Annotated in this window: 24 protein-coding genes and 6 tRNA genes; 24 read left to right on the top strand and 6 right to left on the bottom strand. The window is 37.1% G+C overall.

The genetic code is table 11. The features are described 5' to 3' along the window. Positions 1–71: 71 nt before the first annotated feature. Both ABE41_RS13040 and ABE41_RS13035 read right to left on the bottom strand, forming a co-directional pair. Entirely contained in the window at positions 72–332 is a 261-nt protein-coding gene (locus ABE41_RS13040; RefSeq protein WP_066291009.1) for a DUF2624 family protein, read from the bottom strand. Positions 333–428: 96 nt separating this feature from the next. Then, positions 429–1,688, bottom strand: coding sequence for an NCS2 family permease (locus tag ABE41_RS13035; RefSeq protein ID WP_066291007.1), 1,260 nt, complete (start codon positions 1,686–1,688; stop codon positions 429–431). A gap of 293 nt (positions 1,689–1,981) precedes the next feature. Here ABE41_RS13035 and ABE41_RS13030 point away from each other — a divergent pair, with 293 nt between their 5' ends. The 9 genes from ABE41_RS13030 to ABE41_RS12990 all read left to right on the top strand — a co-directional run bounded on the left by ABE41_RS13030 (position 1,982) and on the right by ABE41_RS12990 (position 8,289). Continuing rightward, positions 1,982–2,731: a metal ABC transporter ATP-binding protein gene (locus ABE41_RS13030; protein ID WP_066291003.1), complete on the top strand. Its 750-nt coding sequence runs from the start codon at positions 1,982–1,984 to the stop codon at positions 2,729–2,731. Then, on the top strand, positions 2,728–3,597 hold the full coding sequence (locus tag ABE41_RS13025) for a metal ABC transporter permease (RefSeq protein ID WP_066291000.1): 870 nt from the start codon (positions 2,728–2,730) through the stop codon (positions 3,595–3,597). The genes ABE41_RS13030 and ABE41_RS13025 overlap by 4 nt, the downstream gene beginning before the upstream one ends. Positions 3,598–3,614: 17 nt before the next feature. Further along, on the top strand, positions 3,615–4,535 hold the full coding sequence (locus tag ABE41_RS13020) for a metal ABC transporter substrate-binding protein (protein WP_066290997.1): 921 nt from the start codon (positions 3,615–3,617) through the stop codon (positions 4,533–4,535). A gap of 128 nt (positions 4,536–4,663) precedes the next feature. Beyond that, a complete protein-coding gene (locus ABE41_RS13015) occupies positions 4,664–5,314 on the top strand; it encodes an HAD family hydrolase (protein WP_066290992.1) in 651 nt (216 codons plus the stop codon). A gap of 140 nt (positions 5,315–5,454) precedes the next feature. Further along, positions 5,455–6,231, top strand: coding sequence for a metal ABC transporter ATP-binding protein (locus ABE41_RS13010; protein WP_066290990.1), 777 nt, complete (start codon positions 5,455–5,457; stop codon positions 6,229–6,231). 12 nt (positions 6,232–6,243) lie between these two features. After that, positions 6,244–7,086 carry a metal ABC transporter permease gene (locus tag ABE41_RS13005; protein ID WP_066290988.1) on the top strand — a complete coding sequence of 281 codons (843 nt, stop codon included), beginning with the start codon at positions 6,244–6,246 and terminating at the stop codon, positions 7,084–7,086. Between the two features lie 32 nt (positions 7,087–7,118). Then, positions 7,119–7,514, top strand: coding sequence for a Fur family transcriptional regulator (locus ABE41_RS13000; RefSeq protein WP_066294843.1), 396 nt, complete (start codon positions 7,119–7,121; stop codon positions 7,512–7,514). 69 nt (positions 7,515–7,583) lie between these two features. Then, positions 7,584–7,796 carry a DUF1540 domain-containing protein gene (locus tag ABE41_RS12995; protein ID WP_066290986.1) on the top strand — a complete coding sequence of 71 codons (213 nt, stop codon included), beginning with the start codon at positions 7,584–7,586 and terminating at the stop codon, positions 7,794–7,796. Between the two features lie 124 nt (positions 7,797–7,920). Beyond that, the gene (locus ABE41_RS12990) at positions 7,921–8,289 is read left to right on the top strand and encodes a DUF4190 domain-containing protein (RefSeq protein WP_066290984.1); all 369 of its coding nucleotides are present in this window, start codon (positions 7,921–7,923) and stop codon (positions 8,287–8,289) included. Between the two features lie 233 nt (positions 8,290–8,522). Here the strand turns inward: ABE41_RS12990 and ispG are convergent, their stop codons facing one another. Next, positions 8,523–9,623 (bottom strand): flavodoxin-dependent (E)-4-hydroxy-3-methylbut-2-enyl-diphosphate synthase, encoded by a 1,101-nt coding sequence (gene ispG, locus ABE41_RS12985; RefSeq protein ID WP_066290977.1) that lies wholly within the window; start codon positions 9,621–9,623, stop codon positions 8,523–8,525. Positions 9,624–9,716: 93 nt separating this feature from the next. After that, positions 9,717–10,037 (bottom strand): hypothetical protein, encoded by a 321-nt coding sequence (locus ABE41_RS12980; protein ID WP_066290975.1) that lies wholly within the window; start codon positions 10,035–10,037, stop codon positions 9,717–9,719. 167 nt (positions 10,038–10,204) lie between these two features. Here ABE41_RS12980 and ABE41_RS12975 point away from each other — a divergent pair, with 167 nt between their 5' ends. Next, positions 10,205–11,080 carry a DUF1002 domain-containing protein gene (locus tag ABE41_RS12975; protein WP_066290972.1) on the top strand — a complete coding sequence of 292 codons (876 nt, stop codon included), beginning with the start codon at positions 10,205–10,207 and terminating at the stop codon, positions 11,078–11,080. A gap of 33 nt (positions 11,081–11,113) precedes the next feature. On the opposite strand, the gene ABE41_RS12970 is transcribed toward ABE41_RS12975, so the two are convergent. Then, positions 11,114–11,656: a DUF1189 family protein gene (locus tag ABE41_RS12970; RefSeq protein WP_066290965.1), complete on the bottom strand. Its 543-nt coding sequence runs from the start codon at positions 11,654–11,656 to the stop codon at positions 11,114–11,116. Between the two features lie 189 nt (positions 11,657–11,845). Between ABE41_RS12970 and ABE41_RS12965 the strand changes: the two genes are divergently transcribed. From ABE41_RS12965 to ABE41_RS12925, 9 genes are all read left to right on the top strand, one after another. After that, positions 11,846–13,450, top strand: a complete 1,605-nt coding sequence (locus ABE41_RS12965; protein ID WP_066294842.1) for a Na/Pi cotransporter family protein — start codon at positions 11,846–11,848, stop codon at positions 13,448–13,450. Between the two features lie 67 nt (positions 13,451–13,517). Next, positions 13,518–14,000, top strand: a complete 483-nt coding sequence (locus ABE41_RS12960; protein WP_066294839.1) for a DUF456 domain-containing protein — start codon at positions 13,518–13,520, stop codon at positions 13,998–14,000. A gap of 152 nt (positions 14,001–14,152) precedes the next feature. Beyond that, positions 14,153–14,227: transfer RNA gene (locus ABE41_RS12955), tRNA-Asn, on the top strand. A gap of 4 nt (positions 14,228–14,231) precedes the next feature. After that, positions 14,232–14,308 (top strand) — tRNA-Met (locus ABE41_RS12950). A 21-nt stretch (positions 14,309–14,329) separates the two neighbouring features. Next, a tRNA-His gene (locus tag ABE41_RS12945) sits at positions 14,330–14,405 on the top strand. Positions 14,406–14,435: 30 nt separating this feature from the next. Then, a tRNA-Ile gene (locus ABE41_RS12940) sits at positions 14,436–14,512 on the top strand. A gap of 7 nt (positions 14,513–14,519) precedes the next feature. Continuing rightward, positions 14,520–14,612 (top strand) — tRNA-Ser (locus ABE41_RS12935). Between the two features lie 125 nt (positions 14,613–14,737). Beyond that, a tRNA-Phe gene (locus ABE41_RS12930) sits at positions 14,738–14,813 on the top strand. A gap of 214 nt (positions 14,814–15,027) precedes the next feature. Then, positions 15,028–15,639 carry a superoxide dismutase gene (locus ABE41_RS12925; protein WP_066290962.1) on the top strand — a complete coding sequence of 204 codons (612 nt, stop codon included), beginning with the start codon at positions 15,028–15,030 and terminating at the stop codon, positions 15,637–15,639. A gap of 1 nt (position 15,640) precedes the next feature. On the opposite strand, the gene ABE41_RS12920 is transcribed toward ABE41_RS12925, so the two are convergent. Then, positions 15,641–15,913, bottom strand: coding sequence for a hypothetical protein (locus ABE41_RS12920; RefSeq protein ID WP_066290960.1), 273 nt, complete (start codon positions 15,911–15,913; stop codon positions 15,641–15,643). Positions 15,914–16,013: 100 nt separating this feature from the next. Here ABE41_RS12920 and ABE41_RS12915 point away from each other — a divergent pair, with 100 nt between their 5' ends. From ABE41_RS12915 to pstA, 5 genes are all read left to right on the top strand, one after another. After that, positions 16,014–17,291: an MFS transporter gene (locus tag ABE41_RS12915; RefSeq protein ID WP_066290959.1), complete on the top strand. Its 1,278-nt coding sequence runs from the start codon at positions 16,014–16,016 to the stop codon at positions 17,289–17,291. Between the two features lie 121 nt (positions 17,292–17,412). Continuing rightward, complete coding sequence (locus ABE41_RS12910) at positions 17,413–19,467, top strand: penicillin-binding transpeptidase domain-containing protein (protein WP_066290957.1); 2,055 nt, start codon at positions 17,413–17,415, stop codon at positions 19,465–19,467. A gap of 228 nt (positions 19,468–19,695) precedes the next feature. Next, the gene (locus tag ABE41_RS12905; protein WP_066290955.1) at positions 19,696–20,655 is read left to right on the top strand and encodes a PstS family phosphate ABC transporter substrate-binding protein; all 960 of its coding nucleotides are present in this window, start codon (positions 19,696–19,698) and stop codon (positions 20,653–20,655) included. 99 nt (positions 20,656–20,754) lie between these two features. Next, positions 20,755–21,711 (top strand): phosphate ABC transporter permease subunit PstC, encoded by a 957-nt coding sequence (gene pstC / locus ABE41_RS12900; protein ID WP_437435451.1) that lies wholly within the window; start codon positions 20,755–20,757, stop codon positions 21,709–21,711. Further along, positions 21,711–22,589, top strand: a complete 879-nt coding sequence (pstA, locus tag ABE41_RS12895; protein WP_066290953.1) for a phosphate ABC transporter permease PstA — start codon at positions 21,711–21,713, stop codon at positions 22,587–22,589. Before pstC ends, pstA begins: the two co-directional genes overlap by 1 nt. The last annotated feature ends 16 nt before the right edge of the window (positions 22,590–22,605 follow it).

The raw sequence follows: 22,605 nt of genomic DNA, 5'->3' as shown, positions 1-22,605 counted from the left end.
AAAATGTTCAAAGCACAATCTTTTGAAATAAGCTATAAAAAAGACCGCACAGCTGCAGCTGTGCGGTCTTTTTATCTGTCAATGTATGTCTGGATTAAGTACTGAATATAGTTCGCTTTTTCAGGACTCACTTCTTTTGCGATCGTTGCAATAATTTGTTTACGCTGACTAAGGCTTTTTATATCAATAGTCTGCCGGCGTAATATGTTTACGATTTGAACGGCTTCGCTTTGAGAAATGGGAAGCTGATATTGTGCTGCAAGAGATATTAATTCGTTTGGGCTGATGGTATTCAGTTTTTGGTTAACAAAGTGCACAATAATTGGATTCATAAAGAACTCCCTCCTGACTTTTTCATTGTATGAGGCAGGAGCTGAGAAAGTGCTAAAAAAGACTCTGGAAAATATCCAGAGTCTTTAAATTTACTTTTAGATGATGGTGTGAAGTACAAAGTTCATAAAAAATAAGAACGCAATTACATACATTGTAACGGGAACTTGCTTTTTCTGACCAGACATCCATTTAATCAAAGGATAGGCAATAAATCCAAAAGCAAGACCATCAACAATACTGTATGTTAATGGAATCAAAGCAATAATTAAAAATGATGGAAACATTTCAGTGAAGTCCGCTAATGGAATATGCTGAATCTGCTGAACCATCAGGCCGCCAATTATGATCAGAACAGGCGCGATGGCTCCATCGGGAATATAAGCAATGAATGGAGCTGCAAAAATAGATCCAATAAATAGAACTGCAACTGTAATACTTGTTATTCCAGTTCTTCCGCCTTCTGTTATTCCAGATGCACTTTCTACCGTCGAAATAGTCGGACTTGTTCCAAATAATCCAGATACGATAGACGAGGCAGCGTTAGCTTGAAACGCTTTAGGAAACTTTTTCTGATCTGGCAGCAATCCGTATAACAATCCCATGTTTTCAAAAGTAATGATCATGGTGAGTGAAAAAGTTGCAATCCAGAAAGATAATTCCGTAATTCCAGAAAAATCAAAAGAGAACAGCAATTCACCAAAAGGCTTGAATGAAAATCCTTCAGACATTCTTTTAACTTCTTGAGTATGCCCCATCATGAAACCAATCATTGTTGTTAAAGCAATACCAATCAGGAAACTACCTTTAACGTTTTTTAAGAACAAAGCAAGCGTTATTGCCAGGCCAGCCATAGTGAGAATAGCATCAGGACGGTCTAAATGTCCTAATTTAACAAAAGTATCAGAGCTGGCTTCAATAATACCGCCTTTTTGAAGTCCGATAAATGTCAAAAATAAACCAATACCTACAGTAATGCTATGCTTTAAAGATTGTGGGATACTTTTAGAAAGTATGTCCTTTAAAGGGGTAGAAGCAACAATTAAAAATAAAATACCTGATAAAACAACAGCGGCGAGTGCTTCTTGCCAGCTTAAATTCATTCCTTGAACAATCGTATAAGTGAAAAAAGCGTTCACACCCATACCTGGTGTAAGAATAATAGGAGCATTTGCATACAGTCCCATAATTAAACACCCAACTACAGAAGTAAGAATTGTCGCTAGTACAACACCCTCATAAGGCATTCCAGCATCGGCTAATATTAATGGGTTTACAATAATAATATAGGCGATCGTGAAAAATGACGTTATACCTGCGAGCATTTCTTTTTTAATGGAAACTCGATTTTGTTTCATGTATTCCTCTCTTAAAACTAAAAAACAAACCCTCTCCCACCCAGCAGTTGCCTGCCAGAGATGATTATATAGCAAATGTAGAAATATGGCTAGAAAAAATCATTTACAATCTTGTGTCCACACTATATAATTTGACTTAAGTAAAAAAGTTGCCTAAAGGAAACATTTCCTTTCATTCAAATTTAGTCACTTTCATCCATTTCGACACATACATTGTGAAGGGATTATTTTTTTAATTAAAAGTTGCACGAAGGCAAAAGAGGTTGCCAAGCGAAAAAGGAGGTCTTTTTTCTATGGAACATGCATTAGAGATCGAGCAATTGTTCGTCTCATATTTAGGAAATCAAGTTGTGAAAGATATTACGTTTTCTGTGAAAAAAGGAAGTCTTGTCGGTATTATCGGGCCAAACGGGGCAGGTAAATCTACCTTAATGAAGGCAGCTTTAAACTTAATTTCAAAAGATAAAGGCGATATAAAAATATTTGGTGAACCGTTAAAGAAGTGGAAAAAGAATATTGCTTATGTGCCTCAGCGTTCAGATATTGACTGGGATTTTCCAATAACAGTAATTGATGTTGTGCTTCTGGGTACCTATCCTAAACTAGGTTTATTTAGAAGACCTTCCAAAAATGATAGAGAGTGGGCGCAAGAATGTCTGAAAACGGTCGGGATGGAGAATTTCAGCGGCCGTCAGATCGGTGAACTTTCAGGAGGACAGCAGCAAAGGGTTTTTCTGGCGAGAGCTCTTGCTCAAAAAGCAGAATTATTTTTTCTCGATGAACCTTTTGTTGGTATTGATGTAGCTAGTGAAGAAACCATCATTAATATTCTTCGAGATTTAAAAAAAGAAGGAAAGACAATTCTTGTCGTACACCATGATTTAAGCAAAGCGGAATCTTATTTTGACCATCTGCTTTTATTAAATCAGTACATGATCCACTATGGTGCATCTGAAGAAGTGCTTCAGCCGGAAGTGATTACGAAAGCGTACGCCAATCAATTTTCATTTCTTCAGCCAAAAGGGGTGAATGTTACATCATGAATATGATCGATTTTTTTGAAGCGCTATTTCAATATGAATTTCTTCAAAAAGCGTTATTTACTTCTGTAATGGTCGGTGTCATATGCGGAATCGTAGGATGTTTTATCATTTTAAGAGGCATGTCATTAATGGGGGATGCAATCTCCCACGCTGTTTTACCTGGAGTTGCAATCAGCTATATGCTTGGAATCAGCTTTTTCTTTGGAGCAGTTATTACTGGAGTATTAACTGCAATTGGAATTGGTTATGTCAGTCAAAACAGTCGGATTAAGCATGATATGGCGATCGGTATTATGTTCACGAGTATGTTTGCAGTAGGGATCGTAATCATCACTCTCATGAAGAGCAGTGCAGATTTGTATCACATCTTGTTTGGAAATGTTCTGGCAGTACGAATGAGTGATATGTGGATAACAGTTGGAATTGGAGTTTTAGTAATAGGACTCGTTACTTTATTTTATAAGGAACTGCTTGTTTCAACATTTGATCCGACAATGGCTCAAAGCTATGGTCTTCCGAATAAATGGATTCATTATGCACTTATGGTGGTCCTAACAATGGTCACAGTAGCTTCTCTTCAAACAGTAGGGATCGTTTTAGTAGTGGCAATGTTAATTACTCCGGCAGCAACTGCTTATCTGCTTACAAATAGATTGTCAGTCATGATTTATCTTGCGGCATTCTTTGGGATAATCGCTTCTGTGCTCGGATTGTACTTTAGTTTTATTTATAATCTTGCATCAGGTGCTACGATCGTTTTGGTTTCTGCATCAATGTTTGCAATGGCATTCTTCTTTTCCCCTTCTCAAGGATTAGTGTGGAAAACGCTAAAAGCGAGAAAGAACAGAGCCGAGCTGATGCGATAAAAGGGAGGAATAAATATATGTTTAAAAAAGCAGCAAGTATTTTTTTAGCAGGAGTATTATTAGCGGCATCTGCAGGATGCAGTTCAGGGAAAGATGAATCTGAAAAGGTAGAAGTAGTTACGACCTATTCCATTATCTATGATTTAGTAAAAAATGTAGGCGGAGATAAAGTAGATGTACACAGTATGGTACCTATTGGCTCTAACCCTCACGAATATGATCCGCTTCCTGAAGACGTTTTAAAAACCACTGATGCGGATGTTGTATTTTATAACGGACTGAATCTTGAAGAAGGTAATTCGTGGTTTAAAAAGCTTTTAAAGACTGCAGATAAAGATGGAAAAGATGCACCTGTTTATCGGGTAAGCGAAGGCGTAAAAGCCATTCATCTTGAATCAAAAGGGTTGGAGAAAGAACCTGACCCTCATGCATGGATGAATATCAATAATGGAATCATCTACGTTGAAAACATTAGAGATGCACTCATAAAAGAAGATCCAGATAACAAAAAGTATTATGAACAAAACGCAGAAAAATATATATCGGAATTAAAGGAACTGCACGATGAAACTTTAAGTGAAATTGCAAAGATTCCAGAAGAAAAACGTGTTCTTATCACTAGTGAAGGTGCTTTCAAGTATTTTGGGGAAGCATACAATATGAACACAGCATACGTTTGGGAGATAAACTCTGAAAACCAAGGTACGCCACAGCAAATTAAAAGCCTCGTTGACTTTATTAAACAAGGAAATGTTTCCGCTCTATTTGTAGAAACAAGTGTTGATCCAAGAAGTATGGAAACTGTATCTAAAGAAACCGGGGTACCTATTAAAGGAAAAGTCTTTACTGATTCTTTAGGCAAGCCAGGTGAAGATGGAGATTCATACAAAGAAATGATGGAATGGAACACGAAGACTGTTATTGAGGGAATACAATAAATAGTTAATAAACAGAAGCTGAATCTAAATTTCAGCTTCTGTTTATTTATTCTAGGGCATTTTGTTCTATAATAATGAAATATGGCTCATTGAAAATTGGATTTATACATAAAAGGAAGGTTGGAAATATGAGTATTAAAGCAGTTTGTTTTGATATGGATGGAGTTGTCGTCCATACTATGCCGCAACATGTAGAAGCATGGCGCTTTGCATTCAAGGAAAAAGGATACGATCATAATGAGCTGGAGTTTTATTTAAGAGAAGGGATGCCTGGCCGAAAAACAATAATGGATATTTTCAAATCCTCTCAACTGCCGGTAACCGAAGAAGATATTGAAGATATTTATGTAATAAAAAGAAATTATTTTAAAGAAAACGCAAAGTATACATTTATTAAAGAGACTTTATCTCTTTTAGAATACCTATATAAAAAAGAAATTCCAATCTCATTAGTAACAGGAAGCAGAAGAGAATTCGTCGATGAAGTACTTGAAAAGCTTCCTGTAGAATTTAATTCTGTTATAACAGGTGACGATGTAAAAGAGGGGAAACCGTCACCAGAACCATATTTGAAAGCAATGACTAAACTTTCTTTTGATCCTTCAGAATGGCTCGTAATTGAAAACGCTCCGCTTGGAATAGATTCGGCAAAACAAGCCGGAGCTTTTTGTCTAGCAGTTGAAACGACACTTGAAGAAAAATATTTAACGAAGGCTGATGTGATTGTTTCACCCTCACGATTAGAACTGACCGTGAAAGGATTATTAAGTGCAGACTGAGGAAAGTAATGAATATGAAAGTGATGCAGCATGCTGAATGAACAGGCATGTTGTTTTACTTTCTATTTTTTTCGTGTATACTATGAGACAGTTTTAAATCGTACTCATTACTACTTATAATTTTTACAGGGAGGATTATTGTGGAGAAAAAAATAAATAATCCAGCGATTCTTGTGAATGATTTATCCTTCCATTATGGAGAGAAAAACGTTCTTGAACATGTAACGATGGAAGTTAAACAAGGTTCTTTCTTGGGACTTGTAGGTCCAAATGGATCAGGGAAATCAACACTCATAAAATGTATTCTAGGTCTATTGAAACCACAGCAAGGCAGCGTCTCTCTTTTTGGTGAAAAAGTTCAAAAATTTCATAAGTGGGAAAAAGTCGGCTATGTTTCCCAAAAAGCAAATAGCTTTAATACCGCATTTCCAGCCACTGCATTTGAAGTGGTTTCAATGGGATTGTTTGGTAAGGTTGGGTTATTCCGCTTTTTAAAATCTTCTGATAAGCAAAAGGTGTGGGATGCTTTAAAAGCTGTCAATATGGAAGATTTTGCGAATAGAAATATAGGGGAACTCTCCGGTGGCCAGCAGCAGCGCATCTTTATTGCTCGTGCTTTAGTCAGTGATCCCGAACTTCTTATTCTAGATGAGCCTACAGTTGGTGTTGATATCGAATCTTCAGAGTCATTTTATAAAATGCTGAAGAATTTACATCGTGAAAATAAAATGACACTCGTTTTAGTTACACATGATGTTGGCGTTATGACGAATTATGTTACAGATGTAGCTTGTTTAAATAAGCAAATACATTTTCATGGGAATACAAAAGAATTTGAAGAAAGTTCTTCAGAAAAAATGTCTGCTTTTTATGGGCATCATGTTCATGTCATTCATCATGACCATGATCACGAGTAAGGGGATGAATGGATGTTACCTTTTTTAAAATATGAATTTTTACAAAATGCCTTTTTAACAGGCATTATGGTCGGTCTGTTAGCTCCTGTGTTAGGGGTATTTATTGTTGTCAGACGTCAAGCTCTAATAGCAGATGCTCTTTCACATATAACCCTGGCTGGAATTGCAGCGAACCTGTTACTCGGAAAGTGGTTTGCAGTATTCGCGGGAGCTAATCCGGTATATATGGGCATGGCTTTCTCTGTTGGCGGTGCTGTTTTTATTGAACAGCTGCGAAAGGTTTATAAGCATTATGAAGAATTAGCAATCCCGATTATCATGTCAGCTGGAATAGGTTTAAGTGTTATTTTTATTTCAATGGCGGATGGATTCAATACAGATCTGTTTAATTATTTATTCGGCAGTATTATTGCGGTTAAGCAATCGGACGTTTGGACAGTATTTGCAATATTAGTGGTTGTACTCGCATTTGTTTTCTTTATGTACAAAGAATTGTTTGTACTTTCATTTGATGAAGAACAGGGTAAGCTTTCAGGAATCAGAAGCAACTGGATATTGATTGCATTTATGGCTATCACAGCGTTAGTCATTGCTGCATCCATGAAAATTGTAGGAATCCTCTTAGTTTCTTCTCTCATGACTTTGCCGGTAGCGGCAAGCATTAGAATAGCTACTGGATTTAAACAAACGATATGGCTTTCAGTTCTATTTGGCGAAACTGCGGTTATTGCTGGTATGTTTTTATCATATTATCTGGATCTTGCTTCTGGTGGTACAATTGTAGTATGCCTGATCATTATTTTGAGCTTGTCTATATTCTATAAGAAGCTTATGGGTTCACGAAAGGCGGGGTAACTGTGAGATTCACATTAACAATTGAAGATGCAATGGATTTGTTAAAAGAAAAAGGATACAAATACACAGAAAAACGAAAAGATCTTCTAACCCTCTTTGCTCGTGAAAAAAGATATCTTTCTGCAAAAGATGTTCAGGAATCCCTAAAGAATCAATATCCTGGATTAAGTTTTGATACGATCTACAGAAACTTAACAACATTCGTGGAACTTGGATTGCTTGAAGAAACAGAATGGGAAGGCGAACGAAAATTCCGGTTCACTTGTTCCCATAATGAACATCATCATCATTTAATTTGTTTAACTTGCGGAAGCACAAAGTCCATTCATACGTGTCCGATGGAAGTGTTAAACAGTGAATTGAATGGGTTTGATGTGACTGGTCATAAATTCGAGATCTATGGTTATTGCAGAGATTGCAAAGAATGAAATTAAGATATTTTTTTAAGTATGCTCCTCCTTTATTTTAGCCAAGCTATAAGTAAAGGAGGTTATTTTATGCCTGATGTTAAATGTAATGTATCAAATTGCACATATTGGGGTGAAGGAAACAATTGTATCGCTGATGCGATCCTTGTTGAAATTGACAGACATGCAAATAATTCTTATGACATGAGTGCCAATGGTGAACTAGTTGGAGATGCTGCTCACAAAGATCATGCACATGATCCAGCAGAAACGTGCTGTCATACTTTTAAATCAAAGCATTAAGGATGGGGGCCTGCTAAATAGGCCTCTTTTTCCATTGAACGAAATGTCCATAACTTAACATCTATGAAATGACTCAATTAATGCCATAATAAGAACGCTCCTTAAGACTAAAAGAGGGGGAAACATGATGGCAGATGACAGATATGAACGTAATATAAATGAAGCTGACTATCGGGAAGAGATGGCAGCTGAAGCTGTACCAGTAAAAAGTGATATGGTTTATCCTGAAAGCGAACGCCCGCGTTTTGCAGACAGGGACCATAGACGCGGGCATGAAGAGGAACGCGAAAGAGAAGGCGGAAAAGCGACAGGTGTTATCGCTTTAATCCTTTCTGTTCTTTCTTTGTTTATTGCTCCAGTTTTGTTTGGGGTAGCAGGTATTATCGTTGGATTTGTAGCCAGAAGACAAGGTGCCCATACACTCGGGAATTGGGCAATTGGACTCGGTATCGTTTCCATAATTATTTCCTTATTTTTCGCACCATTCTTTTAACGTAAAAAGGAGCAAAGAAGAAGCTGCTGCTTCTTCTTTTTTTTGCTCATTGATTGCCGCGTTTTGTCGAAAATTCGATAAATGTAAATTAACGTGCGATTTTTTCGCATTACCGCGGGATTAATTTTTTCCTTGATAAAACTGTTCTTTACATACAAACTAAATTAAATATTGTACACTGTATCCTTTCTTATTTTAAGCATAAAAAAGCCCCCATGATGGGAGCTTTTTCTTTATGCTTGCTGTGCTTTTAATTTTTCTGCATGTGCTTTGGCTAAAATATCTACTTCTTTTTTCAGTTCATCCAGCAACTGATCCTCTGGAATCTTTCGTATGATCTCGCCATGTCGGAAAAGCAATCCTTCTCCGCGAGCACCGGCAATGCCGATATCCGCTTCTCTTGCTTCACCAGGACCGTTAACTGCACATCCTAATACGGCTACTTTGATCGGTGCGCGTACCTTTGAGATGTACTCTTCGACTTCATTTGCGATAGAAATAAGATCTATTTCTATACGCCCGCATGTTGGACATGAAATTAATGTTGCAGCGTCTGAAAGAAGACCAAAGGATTTTAATAATTCCCGGGCAACTTTTACTTCTTCAACAGGATCTGCACTTAGTGAAATGCGGACCGTATTACCGATACCTTTATGGAGGATTACTCCCAGGCCTGCTGCACTTTTTACAGTTCCTGCGAAAAGTGTGCCTGATTCAGTTATTCCAAGGTGCAATGGATAATTAAATGCTTTAGATGCCTTTTCATATGCTTCAATAGCTAAATTAACATCAGATGCTTTCATCGAAACGATAATATCGTGAAAGTCCAGTTCTTCTAAGATCCGGATGTGTTCGAGAGCACTTTCTACCATACCATCTGCAGTAGGATACCCGTATTTTTCAAGATATTTCTTTTCTAATGACCCAGCATTTACGCCAATCCGGATTGGAATTCCTTTTGCTTTTGCAGCTTTAACAACGGCTTCAACTTTTTCTCTTCTTCCAATGTTCCCCGGATTAATTCTGATTTTATCAGCTCCGCCTTCAATTGCTTTTAGAGCAAGCTTATAATCAAAATGAATATCAACAACTAAAGGTATGCTGATCTGCTTTTTAATATCTGCAATTGCTTCGGCAGCACGCATATCCGGACATGCAACCCGGACAATCTGGCAGCCGGCTTCTTCTAAACGTTTTATTTCAGCGACTGTAGCTTCAACATCGTGTGTTTTTGTAGTCGTCATACTTTGTACGATAACCTGGTCAGTCCCTCCAATTGTTAAAGGTCCGACTTTTACAGGTCTTGTTTTAGAACGGTGGGTGATTTCACTCATTTGGTGAATCGCTCCTTTTATCAAATTGACAGTATTATTCTGTCCTATCATCAGTTCATTTTAGCAGGGATTATTTTGTTTTGACAAGTATTGTTACCTTTCTGCCTTTTTATATATAGGAAATTTATACGTTTTTCCTAATTGAATGTTTTCAGGATTGACTCCTGGGTTCAGGGATTTAAAGTCTTTTATCATAGTTGTGATGGTATACCCGCCATGAGAATTTAATTCCTCTACTACTGAAATTAATGTATCTCCAGGGCCAGCTTCATAAGGTTTATAATTATTATTTTTTTCCGTTGTTTGAATTTCTGCGTTCACCGGCTGAGTTTGAGGGAGTGTACCAATTTTAAGATCGTAAGCAACCACATATAGGATTAGAAGAATTGAACAGCCTGTCAAAAAACGTTTCATTTTTCCCTCTCCTTTCTCATATTGAACTATATGCTTGTCCTATTGTTTTATGACAAGTTAAAAGTGACTTTGATACGAGCATTGGTGTAAAATGGAAAGGTGTGATGGACACAAAATAAATTTTCATACGTATCTATGTAGTTGTACCGAGGGGAGAGGTTAACTGTATGAAAAAGGCAAAAATATTTGCATTGCTGTCAATCATGGCTGCTGCTCTACTTATAGCTCCATTAAAGATGTTTGCAGATGCAGCTCCAGGAGACGTAATTGTCACGCTTGGACAAAATCTTACAGATGAACAGAAAAATTCTCTTTTAAAAGAGATGGAAGTATCAGCTGATGTCCAAACCGTAACGGTAACAAACGAAGAAGAACACAAGTACTTAGGTGATTATATATCAAAGGCCCAAATTGGTTCGAAGGCTATATCATCTTCTAAAATTACAGTAGGTGAAAAAGATCAGGGGCTATCTGTAAAAACGAACAATATCAACTGGGTAACTGAAGAAATGTACATGAATGCATTGACTACAGCAGGTGTTACAGATGCTGAAATCTATGTAACAGCCCCATTTGAAGTGTCTGGAACAGCTGCATTAACTGGGATTCTTAAAGCATACGAAACCACCGCACAAATCGAAATACCAGAAGCTCAAAAGCAAGTAGCCAATGAAGAGATGGTCAAAACTGCAGAACTTGGAGAAAGAATTGGTGCAAAAGAAGCAACTGAACTCATGACTCGAGTAAAAGAAGAAATCGCAAAAAATCCGGTACAGTCTGAAGACGATCTTCGAGCATTGATTGAAAAAGTTGCGAAAGACATGGGAATTGAACTTACACAAGAAGAATTAAACGGGTTGATTGCTCTGTTTAATAAAATGAAAGACTTAAATATTGATTGGGATCAGCTTCAAAGTGATTTGAAGAACATTAGTGAAAATTTAGGTGATTTTTTAAATAAAGAAGAAACACAATCTTTTATTCAAAAAATTCTCGAATTTCTTAGCGCAATAATTGAGGCGATTAAATCACTATTCAAATAATGACATTATAAAAAGCGGCTGAGTAGCCGCTTTTTATTTTTTATCTGGAGACTTATAAATGGCTGCAGTCAAAATAATAAAAGTGAGAACCCAGAATAAGAAATAAGAATAAGGGATATGCACATTCATTAAAAAGATGATTGTTAATAATATCACAGGCAGGGTAATTGAATAACAAGACATTACCCATAAATGACGGTATGAAAGTTTCTTATTTAGAATCTTAGATACAGGAAGGCCGATCCCGGATAAAACGGAAACCCCTGAAAACAATAGACCTGAAAATAGAATATACATAGCTGCGTAAACGACAATTAATATGATAGGTAAAACACCGTTTACAGAGGAAGCAAAGTCCTGCATCTGTTCAGGATTGAGACCGTAGTTTTGAAAATTGTCCATCGGGTGATCTTCTTTATTAAACATATTGAAAATAAATATTAAAAGTACAGGCAACATGCAGACAAAAGTTATGGATAATACGTATATAATGGTGCTTCCTACACCAAATAATCGGAAGTTTGAAATTGCTTTTGCGGAAAATAAACTTTTTAAAAATCGGATATGTAATTTCATTTGAAAGCTCCTTTGCAGTATGGCTTTTTTAGTGTACATGAAGCATGAAAATCCGACAATATTTAATTAATTGTAAAGGAAATGTTACAAATCCCAATTTTTCATTTACATAAACTACACAAATCGAGATAATGGCAAAGGTCGATAAAAGATAGTTATAAGGAGCTGTAAATATTGAATTATCAAGAAATGTTATTTCAATTTATCGGAGGACTGGGGATCTTCTTATTCGGTATTAAGTATATGGGAGATGGTCTTCAAAACTCTGCTGGAGACCGATTACGGGAAATACTTGATAAATTAACGACAAATCCTTTTATGGGAGTTTTAGCGGGAATATTTGTTACAGTTTTAATTCAGAGTAGTTCTGGTACAACTGTACTGACTGTTGGACTTGTTAATGCTGGATTTTTAACATTGCGCCAAGCTATTGGAGTAATTATGGGAGCGAACATCGGAACTACAGTAACCTCGTTCATTATTGGTTTTGATGTAGGTGAATATGCTTTACCTATAATTGCTGTCGGTTCTATATTGATTTTCTTTTTCAAGAATCCTAAGTATAATTACTTCGGTCAGATCACATTTGGATTTGGTGCGCTTTTCTTAGGTCTTGAACTCATGGGTGACGGAATGAAGCCATTGAGAAGCCTTGGAGCATTCCAGGAATTAACAGTTTCAATGAGTGATAACCCAATTCTTGGTGTTGTTATTGGTACTTTATTTACGGTAGTAGTTCAATCTTCAAGTGCAACGATTGGTATTTTACAAGAACTATATTCACAAAACATGATTGATCTTAAAGCTGCATTGCCTGTTTTATTTGGTGATAACATCGGAACGACAATCACTGCAATTTTAGCAGCAATAGGAACTACTGTTGCAGCAAGACGTGCTGCTTTAACACATGTAATCTTTAACTTACTTGGAACAGTCATCTTTTTAATCTTACTTGTTCCTTTCAGACACTATATTGAATTTTTATCCGGAAAACTCGACTTAGAACCAGCTATGCAGATTGCTTTCGCGCATGGTACATTCAACCTTGCAAACGTATTGATTCAGTTCTGGTTTATTGGATTGCTTGCATTAATTGTTACAAAAATTATTAAAGGTGAAGATACTTTAATTGAATATAAAGCTAAACATCTTGATGAAATCGTTCTAGAGACATCTCCAGCAATGGCGATCAGCCAAGCTAAACAAGAAATTATACGAATGGCTAACTACTCACAGGCCGGTTTAAAAGAAGCAATAGATTATTTAAATAAAAAAGACAAAAAGAATTCTGATTTAGCTCTTCAATATGAAGAAGCAATCAATAATTTAGATCGTCAAATTACATCTTATCTCGTTAAACTATCTGCACATCCATTAACACCGCAAGAATCAAGTGAACATTCTATGCTTCTTGATACGTCACGTGATATTGAACGTATTGGTGATCATATGGAAAACATTATTGAACTAGTTGATTATCAGCTGCGAAATAACGTGCGTCTTACTGACACTGCTAAACAGGATTTAGATGAGATGTTTACTTTAACTGTATCTACAGTGGATAAAGCGGTAAAGGCTTTAGAAGGAAACAACATCGATCTTGCCAAAGAAGTTCTTAGTCAGGAAGATAAAATTGATAAAATGGAGCGCACCCTTCGCAAACAGCATATAATTAGAATGAATGAAGGCGCATGTGATGGAAATGCAGGTATCGTATTCGTCGATATTATTAGTAATCTAGAGCGAATAGGGGACCACGCAGTAAATATTGCAGAAGCGGTATTAGAGAAGTAAAATGAAACCCAGGAGATTTTTTTCTTCTGGGTTTTTAGTTGGCATTATTTTGAAAGGTGATGGTGATTTGGAAACTGTTTATTGGGTCTTAATTGCTGTAGTATTTGTTATCAGTTTTTTAGCACTGATTTATCCGATCCTGCCGGGTGTATTATTTTTAGCAGCTGGATTTTTAATTTATGGATTTGCTTTTTCTTTTGAACCATTTTCGCCATTATTCATCATCATCCAGGTTTTATTGTTTATCAGCTTGTTTGTTGTAGATTATGCTGGTAATGCATATGCAGTAAAAAAGAAAGGCGGCTCTAAAGCAGCGTTATGGGGAAGTACGATAGGACTGATCGCAGGTCCATTCGTTATACCAGTAGCAGGGATGCTAATAGGTCCTTTTTTAGGTGCTGTTCTTGCTGAATTGATCTTTCATAAAACAGGTTTTAAGTCTTCAGTGTCGATTGGTATAGGGACTGTTCTTGCTTTTGTAGGAACGACTATTATAAAAGTATTTACTCAGGCTTTAATGATAGGTTATTTTTATTACCAAGTCCTATAAATCGACCTTGCTTAATCCGCTTATGCATGCTATATTATTTTTGTTCTAAAAAAGTACATGTGTTCGTTTGAATAACTTTTAAAATGTTATTGACATTAATAAAGACAACATGCTATAGTAGTTCTTGTCCTTAAATAATGTTAATTCATTATTCCACAGTAGCTCAGTGGTAGAGCTATCGGCTGTTAACCGATCGGTCGTAGGTTCGAGTCCTACCTGTGGAGCCATTTTGGCGGTGTAGCTCAGCTGGCTAGAGCGTACGGTTCATACCCGTGAGGTCGTGGGTTCGACTCCCTCCGCCGCTACCAAAATGTTTTTTGTTCACGATGGCGGTCGTGGCGAAGTGGTTAACGCATCGGATTGTGGTTCCGACATTCGGGGGTTCGATTCCCCTCGTCCGCCCCATTTCTTACTTACATAACCTATATTTCACATGGACCCTTAGCTCAGTTGGTCAGAGCGGTCGGCTCATAACCGATTGGTCGTAGGTTCGAGTCCTACAGGGTCCACCAAAGTCGAGGAGGTATACCCAAGTCCGGCTGAAGGGATCGGTCTTGAAAACCGACAGGGGTGTAACAGCCCGCGGGGGTTCGAATCCCTCTACCTCCTCCATATTTTTTTGCTCGATAGCTAAGAGCATAACAGCACTAATTAGCTGCGGGTTGTCTCGACGGATTATCATATAGTCATTTCTTTTAGAGGAAGAGACAGGGTGCCGAAGGACAGTTAAATATCTTGGCTCGATAGCTCAGTCGGTAGAGCAGAGGACTGAAAATCCTCGTGTCGGCGGTTCGATTCCGTCTCGAGCCACCATATGTATACATACTAAAACCTTATGTTAATCGTAAGGTTTTTTTGTTTTATAAAAGGATACAGTGTTTAAGAATTGAAAGTTTAGACTAAATTTGATAAGGTAAAATTGTTAAATCACTTTTTAAACAAGTAAGTTGATTAAATGGTTTCACTTTTCAAGATAACCCTTGAAAATGAAAATAAAAACACTACATATTATAAGGAGGAAATGAACATGGCTAAATTTGAACTGCCTGCATTACCTTATGAATCAAACGCACTTGAACCGCATATTGACAAAGAAACAATGGAGATCCACCACGGTCGTCACCACAAAACATATGTTGATAACCTGAATGCTGCACTTGAGGGTCAATCAGAATTTGAAAATAAGTCATTAGAAGACATTCTTTCAAACCTTGATTCTCTTCCGCAAAACATTCAAACAGCTGTAAGAAATAATGGCGGCGGACATGCGAACCATAGTCTTTTCTGGGAAGTAATCGCACCAGGCGGAGCGAACTCTCCATCTGGCGAGCTTGCTGATAAAATCAACAGCAAGTTTGGAAGCCTTGAAGCGTTTAAAGAGGAATTTGCAAACGCAGGTAAAACAAGATTTGGATCTGGCTGGGCTTGGTTAGTTGTAAACAATGGTGAGCTTGAGGTTACAAGCACTCCAAACCAAGACAACCCAGTTATGGAAGGTAAGACACCTATCCTTGGTTTGGATGTTTGGGAACATGCTTATTATTTGAAGTATCAAAACAAGCGTCCTGATTACATTGCTGCGTTCTGGAATGTAGTAAACTGGGATGAAGTTGAAAAGCGTTATAACGAAGCAAAATAGTTTAATGAAAGCTGCTGGCATCCCAGCAGCTTTTTATTATGCCTTTGTCATGAATCTCATAATTTTTTGCTAATTTTATTAGTAAGTCATCAAGTAATAAATTGCCATCTCCAAAAGGAACATTAGACTGAATAACAAAAAGGTTTCTTGCTTTGAAAAACCAGATATGATCCCCATAAGTCTCTAAGGAATCTGCATTTTTCCGTGAATAATCATCTTCTAAAACCAAGGGTATACCAAAGCCCTGATCATGATAAATCCAATATTCAAACATATTTATGTCTCCTTATACAATTAAAGCCAATTAGTTAAATAATGAATAGCCCTATTACTCTTGAAAGACACTAACGACGATATGTAAAGGGGCGAATAACATGATATGGAAAAAATTCATGGAAGACGACCAATACCCTAGAGATCTTTTTTTACTTCTATTTGTCGGTGGCTTATTTACATTAAGTACTGCTTTATCAAATACATTTGTTAACATTTTTTTGTGGAAGCAGTCCGGCGAACTGACAGATATCGCTTTATATAATCTATCTATTGTAGTCATGCAGCCTGTTGCATTTTATTTGGCAGGTTGGTTTGCTAAGAAAATTGACCGGGTTATTGTGTTAAGGATTGGTGTTGTCATTCTTGCGTTGTTTTATATAGGTGTTCTTTTTATGGGTTCACTTGCAAGTCATTACTTGTTTGCGTTAGGGGCAATGTTAGGTTTTGGTTTGGGATTTTATTGGCTTGCCTTTAATGTTCTGACATTAGAAGTGACTGAACCCGAGACTAGAGATTTTTTCAATGGTTACCTGGGTGTATTGAATTCATTGTCCGGTATGATTGGTCCTCTAAGTGCAGGCTTTATTATCACAAGGATGGACAAACATTTAGGATATGAAACCATTTTTACAATTTCAATGATTTTATTCTTAGTTGCTGTCGTGATCAGTTTCTTTTTAAAAAGAAGAAAAGCCGATGGATATTTTGGCTTAAAAGAAGTTTTTCAAGAAAGAAAAGAAAATAAAGCTTGGTTCCAATTGTTGAATGCTCATTTCTTTCAAGGTTTGCGGGAAGGGACGTTTATTTTTTTAATCGTAATCTGGGTTTATACCACCTCAAAGAGCGAATTTGCTCTTGGAACATTCGGATTTGTTCAATCAGTTGTATCTTTTATTGGGTACTATATCGTTTCTCATTATTTAAAGCCATGGCATAGGAAAAAAGGGATCTTCGCGGGCGGTTTATTATTGTTCATCTCTCCATTTATGCTTCTTGTACCTGTTTCTTTTACTCTGCTTATTATATATGGCATATCAGTATCTATAGCGTATCCGTTACTCCTTGTTCCTTATGTTTCATTAACTTATGACATTATCGGTAAATGCCGGGGGATTTATGAAAAAAGGATTGAGTATATTGTAGTTCGTGAATTTTTCCTTAACGCGGGAAGAATATTTTCAATTCTTATATTCTTGTTTGTCATAAATTTTCTTTCAGAAGAAAACGGTATTCCGATAATATTGCCAATATTGGGGGCAGGGCATTTCCTGATATACTTCTGTTTAAGAAACGTATCTGTACCAACCAGTACAACTGATCAAACAATAGAACTTGCTGAAACACAGCAAGATGGCAATAATCCAAATAAACAATAATTAACTTTTGACATACTAACAGGTGTAAGGATACTATTGTTATGTAAAGATAATAACCGGTTGGCTTCAAGACACCTTTCATAAGGTGTCTCTGCTGTTTTAAAGGGAGATTTACAATATTATGAAAACAAAATCAAATAAAAAGAAAAATCATGTACCGATTCGGATGAATGCCTTGTTTTTATCGGTATTTTTTCTCTTTTCAGTGCTTGTTCTAAGATTAGGCTACATACAAATTGTAAAAGGTGAAGAGTACAAACGGACTGCCTATTTGACGGAAAATGTGACAACAAAGCTTGATGCCCCGCGCGGAAAAATGTTTGATGCTAATTATCGAGTAGTAGTAGATAATGAGCCAGTATTTTCGATAACGTATACAAGAACACGTGAAGCTGATACTGTAAAAAGACATGAAATTGCAAAAAAAATGGCTGAGTTGATCGATAAAGACTCGGAGGAATTAACAGAACGTGATAAAAAGGATTATTTTATCTTTTTAAATGAAGAAGAAGTGGAAAAGAGAATATCAGCTGCTGAAAAAGAGAGCACTCCTCCAGAAGAGCTTTATGATTTGATGCTGGAAAAAGTAACTCAGGAAGACATTGAATCATTAACGAAACAGCAGCTAGAAGTGCTGTCGATTAAAAGTGAAATGGATAGAGGCTATACACTTTCTCCTCAAAGAATAAAAATTGGTGCAACCAAAGAAGAAATCGCTTTGATCAGTGAACATCTTCCGGAACTAGAGGGTGTTGATATTAAACCTGATGCAGAACGTTCTTATCCATTTAAGGATTCATTCAGGGATATATTCGGCCAAGTAAAACAAATACCAAAGTCAAAAATGGATTATTACACATCGAGAGGTAATGACCGAAATGATATGGTTGGTACGAGTTTTCTGGAAGAACAATACGAATCGGTTCTTCGCGGAACGAAAACAAAAATCAAATATGTTACGGATAAAGTCGGAAATCCAGTAGGGGATCCCGTCGAAGAAGATGGTGCAAGAGGAAGCGATCTTGTATTAACTGTAGATATGGAACTTCAGCAAGAAGTCGAAAAAGTAATTGAAGAAGAATTAAAAGAAGCCATCCGAGGAAAGTATGCTTATGATAACAAGGAACTAAAAAATGCTTATGTTGTTATGATGGATCCGAATACAGGCGAAATCTTATCCATGGCTGGTAAAGAGTACAATCGGAAGTCAGGTAAATTTAATGATATTCCATTCGGCAACATCTATCATTCGTATGCGATGGGGTCAACTGTAAAAGGAGCTACAGTTTTAACTGGTTTACATGAAGGTGTAATTGAACGAAATACCGTAATCAATGATGCACCTCTCAAATTTGGTGATGGAAGACAATTAAAATCACATGCGAACATGGGGCCTGTTGATGCAGTTGAAGCATTGGAAGGATCTTCGAACATTTTTATGTGGCACATTGCGATGCGTCTTTCAGGCTATGATTATACAAACAAACGATTTAATGATCATAAAGTTAAAGAAGCTTTTGATATTCTAAGAAATTCTTATAGTCAATTTGGGCTTGGTGTTCCTACTGGTATTGACTTGCCATCTGAAGCAACAGGCTATAATACAGGAATGAGCAATGAACTGTTCCAAGCAATGTTCTTCTCCATTGGGCAATTTGACACTTATACACCTATGCAGCTGGCTCAATACGTTTCAACAATTGCGAATGGCGGTTTAAGGATGCAGCCTCATCTATTAAAAGAGATTAGAGAGCCCTCTGTAAATCCAAATAAATTAGGTAAACTATTATATCGTTTTGAACCAAACGTTATGAACAAGATTGAAATGAAACCGAATCACATCGAAGTCGTTCAAAAAGGTTTTTACGAAGTCATGCATGGATCTAACGGAACAGCAGCTTGGATTTTTAAAGACAAAGAATACAATCCTGCAGGGAAGACCGGTACGGCAGAAGTGGACAAAGAAACTGGTTTAGTCAACAAAACACTAGTCGGCTATGCACCATATGAGAACCCTGAAGTGGCGTTTGCGGTAGTTGTACCTGATATACGAGAAGGGTACACTAACAATGAAATTGCAGAAGGTGTTCTGGACGCATATTTTTCATTGAAAAAAGAAGGTATACCAACAGAACCCGAATCTAAACAAACAAACGAGAACAACGAACCGCGCTAATCAGCGCGGTTCTTTTTTTGTATAGTTTTAAGCATTCAGTAAAAGAATAGGATTATATTCAATTACATTCAGTCTTAACAATCTCTTTACAATTCATTAAAACCTAATTAATATTCCAGGTTTATTGTAGTAAGTGTAAGAAAGAAAGAAGCTTTAAGGGATTCATGACCCGAGATAACAATCTCTAACATGAAAAGTTGAAAATTACATTTAGGGGGACCTATCAAGATGAAGAAAATGAAGTCTGTTTACCTATTAGCTGTAATGTCACTACTTTTAGTTTTCGCAGCAGCATGCGGAAATAAAAGTGAAGAAGGTGCAGCTGGCGGCGGAGATCTAAGCGGAAAAATTAAAATTGATGGATCATCCACAGTATTCCCAATCATGGAAGCTGTTTCTGAAGAATTCCAAGCTGCGAATCCTGATGTGCAAGCACCAGTTGGAGTTTCTGGTTCTGGCGGCGGATTCGAAAAGTTTGTTCGTGGTGAGCTGGACCTTTCTAATGCTTCTCGCCCAATTAAAGAAGAAGAAAAAACAGCAGCAAAAGAAAAAGGTATTGAATTTACTGAATTTGAACTTGCAAAAGACGGATTATCTGTAGTTGTAAGTAAAGATAACGACTTTATCGATCACCTGACAGTCGATGAACTAAAAAAGATTTACCTTGAAAAAGATGCAGCAAAAACTTGGGCTGACGTTCGTGAAGGATGGCCTAAAAAGAAAATTGAAGTATTTTCACCAGGAACTGACTCTGGTACTTACGACTACTGGAACGAAGTGATTCTTGAAGAAGAGCCTATGCGTCGTGATGCTCAGCTATCAGAGGACGACAATGTACTCGTTCAAGGTGTATCTGGTTCTGAAGATGCGATCGGATTCTTCGGTTATGCATACTATCAAGCAAATAAGGATAAGTTAAAAGCTGTTCCAATTGATGGAGGCAACGGCCCTGTTGAGCCAACTCCTGAAACAATCGAATCTGGTGAGTATGCTCCACTATCACGTCCGTTGTTCACTTACGCTGCTAACAAGTCAATTAAAGAAAACGAAGCGGTATATGAGTATATGAAGTTTGCTCTAGAAAATGCTGGTGAGCTGGCATCATCTGACACGATCGGATATGTATCTCTGCCAAAAGAAAAATATGAAGAGCAGCTTAAAAAACTGGATGAACTAGCAGGTAAGTAATTACCTGATAAAGAATAACTTAAAATAATAATACAGGGTGAGGAGTGAAATCTCCTCACCTTTGACCTGTTTAGTATTGGCGATTTATAGGAGGTTTTGTTGGTGTCAAGAGAGAAATCAAACCAAAAATCCATCCGCTCTATGATTCAGGAGAATAAATCCACTAGAAGTCAATCTGCGGTAATGGAAAAGGTAGTACCAAAAATATTTTTGATATGTGCAGTTATATCTATTTTCACAACATTAGGTATCGTTTTTACACTGTTAACAGAAACTTTTACATTTTTTAACCGAATCTCAATAGTCGAATTTTTCACGAATACACACTGGTTTCCTTTCACGGCGGATAAAAATGCTGATTACGGTATTCTCGCACTTGTAATGGGTACTCTTACAGTAACGGCTATCGCAATGGTAGTTGCAATTCCAGTTGGTCTTGCCGCTGCGATTTATTTAAGTGAATATGCTTCAGCAAAAACACGGAAATTTATTAAACCTATATTAGAAGTTTTAGCAGGTATACCTACAATTGTATACGGATTTTTTGCTCTTACTTTTGTTACTCCATTATTGGATAGCATTATTCCTGGGGGAATCTCGATTTTTAATGCGTTAAGTCCCGGTATTGTGGTTGGAATTATGATTATTCCGATGATCGCTTCTCTATCAGAGGATGCAATGAATGCTGTTCCGAATTCGATGCGAGAAGGTGCTTTGGCACTTGGAGCAACACGTTTTGAAGTTGCAATGAAAGTCGTACTCCCAGCTGCTCTTTCAGGGGTAATCGCATCATTCGTATTAGGAATTTCCCGTGCAATCGGTGAAACGATGATCGTTACGATTGCTGGTGGTTCTAGACCTACAGCAGATATTGATGTTACAGAATCTATTCAGACAATGACTGCGTATATCGTCCAAGTAAGCCAAGGAGATACTGGCTATGGGACGACAATTTATTACAGTATATATGCGGTAGGGATGACATTGTTTGTGTTCACGTTAATCATGAATTTACTTGCTCAGTTTATTTCCCGCAAGTTTAGGGAGGAATATTAATGAGTTTAATTAATAAAGAATCGGTTAAGAAAAGAATGGGGAGCAGAGTTGCTGCCAACGGGTTTGCCAAGTTTCTTTTTATTCTTGCAACTAGTTTTTCTTTACTTGTTTTAGGCGTATTGATCTATAGAATTTTAGCAGAAGGATTGCCATATTTAAGTCTGGATTTTATTACAAATTTTGCTTCAAGAATGCCTGAACGTGCTGGTATATGGGCAGCACTTGTAGGTACCATATGGATTATGGCCGTTACGGCTCCTGTTTCGTTTATTCTTGGAGTCGGAACAGCAATTTATCTAGAAGAATATGCAAAGAAAAATGCATTTACAAAATTTATTCAAGTAAATATTGCTAACTTAGCTGGCGTACCATCTATTGTTTTTGGTCTTTTGGGACTAACGATTTTTGTTAGATTAGCGGGATTAGGTTCAAGTGTACTTGCAGGTGGTTTGACAATGAGTTTATTAATTCTCCCTGTCATCGTAGTTGCATCTCAAGAGGCAATCAGAACCGTACCAAGAGAAATTAGGGAAGCTTCTTTCGGAATGGGAGCAACAAAATGGCAAACCATCAGAAGAATTGTATTCCCTGCCGCACTTCCTGGAATTCTCACAGGTACAATCTTAGCTTTATCACGTGCAGTAGGGGAAACTGCTCCTTTATTGGTATTAGGGGCATTAGCGTATGTAGCGTTTGTACCAGAAAATCTATTTTCGCAGTTTACTGTGCTTCCGATACAGCTATATAACTGGACGAGCAGACCTCAAGAAGACTTCCATATGCTTGCAGCAAGCGGAATTATCATCTTGATGATTATCTTGCTCATCATGAATTCAATCGCTGTATACATTCGAAATAAATTTCACAAACGCTTCTAACAGAGAGAAGGAGGAC

The sequence above is a fragment of the Fictibacillus arsenicus genome (genome assembly GCF_001642935.1).
GTDB lineage: Bacteria > Bacillota > Bacilli > Bacillales > Fictibacillaceae > Fictibacillus > Fictibacillus arsenicus_B.
The sequence above is the reverse complement of the archived record's forward strand: the minus strand, read 5'-3'. Positions and strand labels throughout refer to the sequence as shown.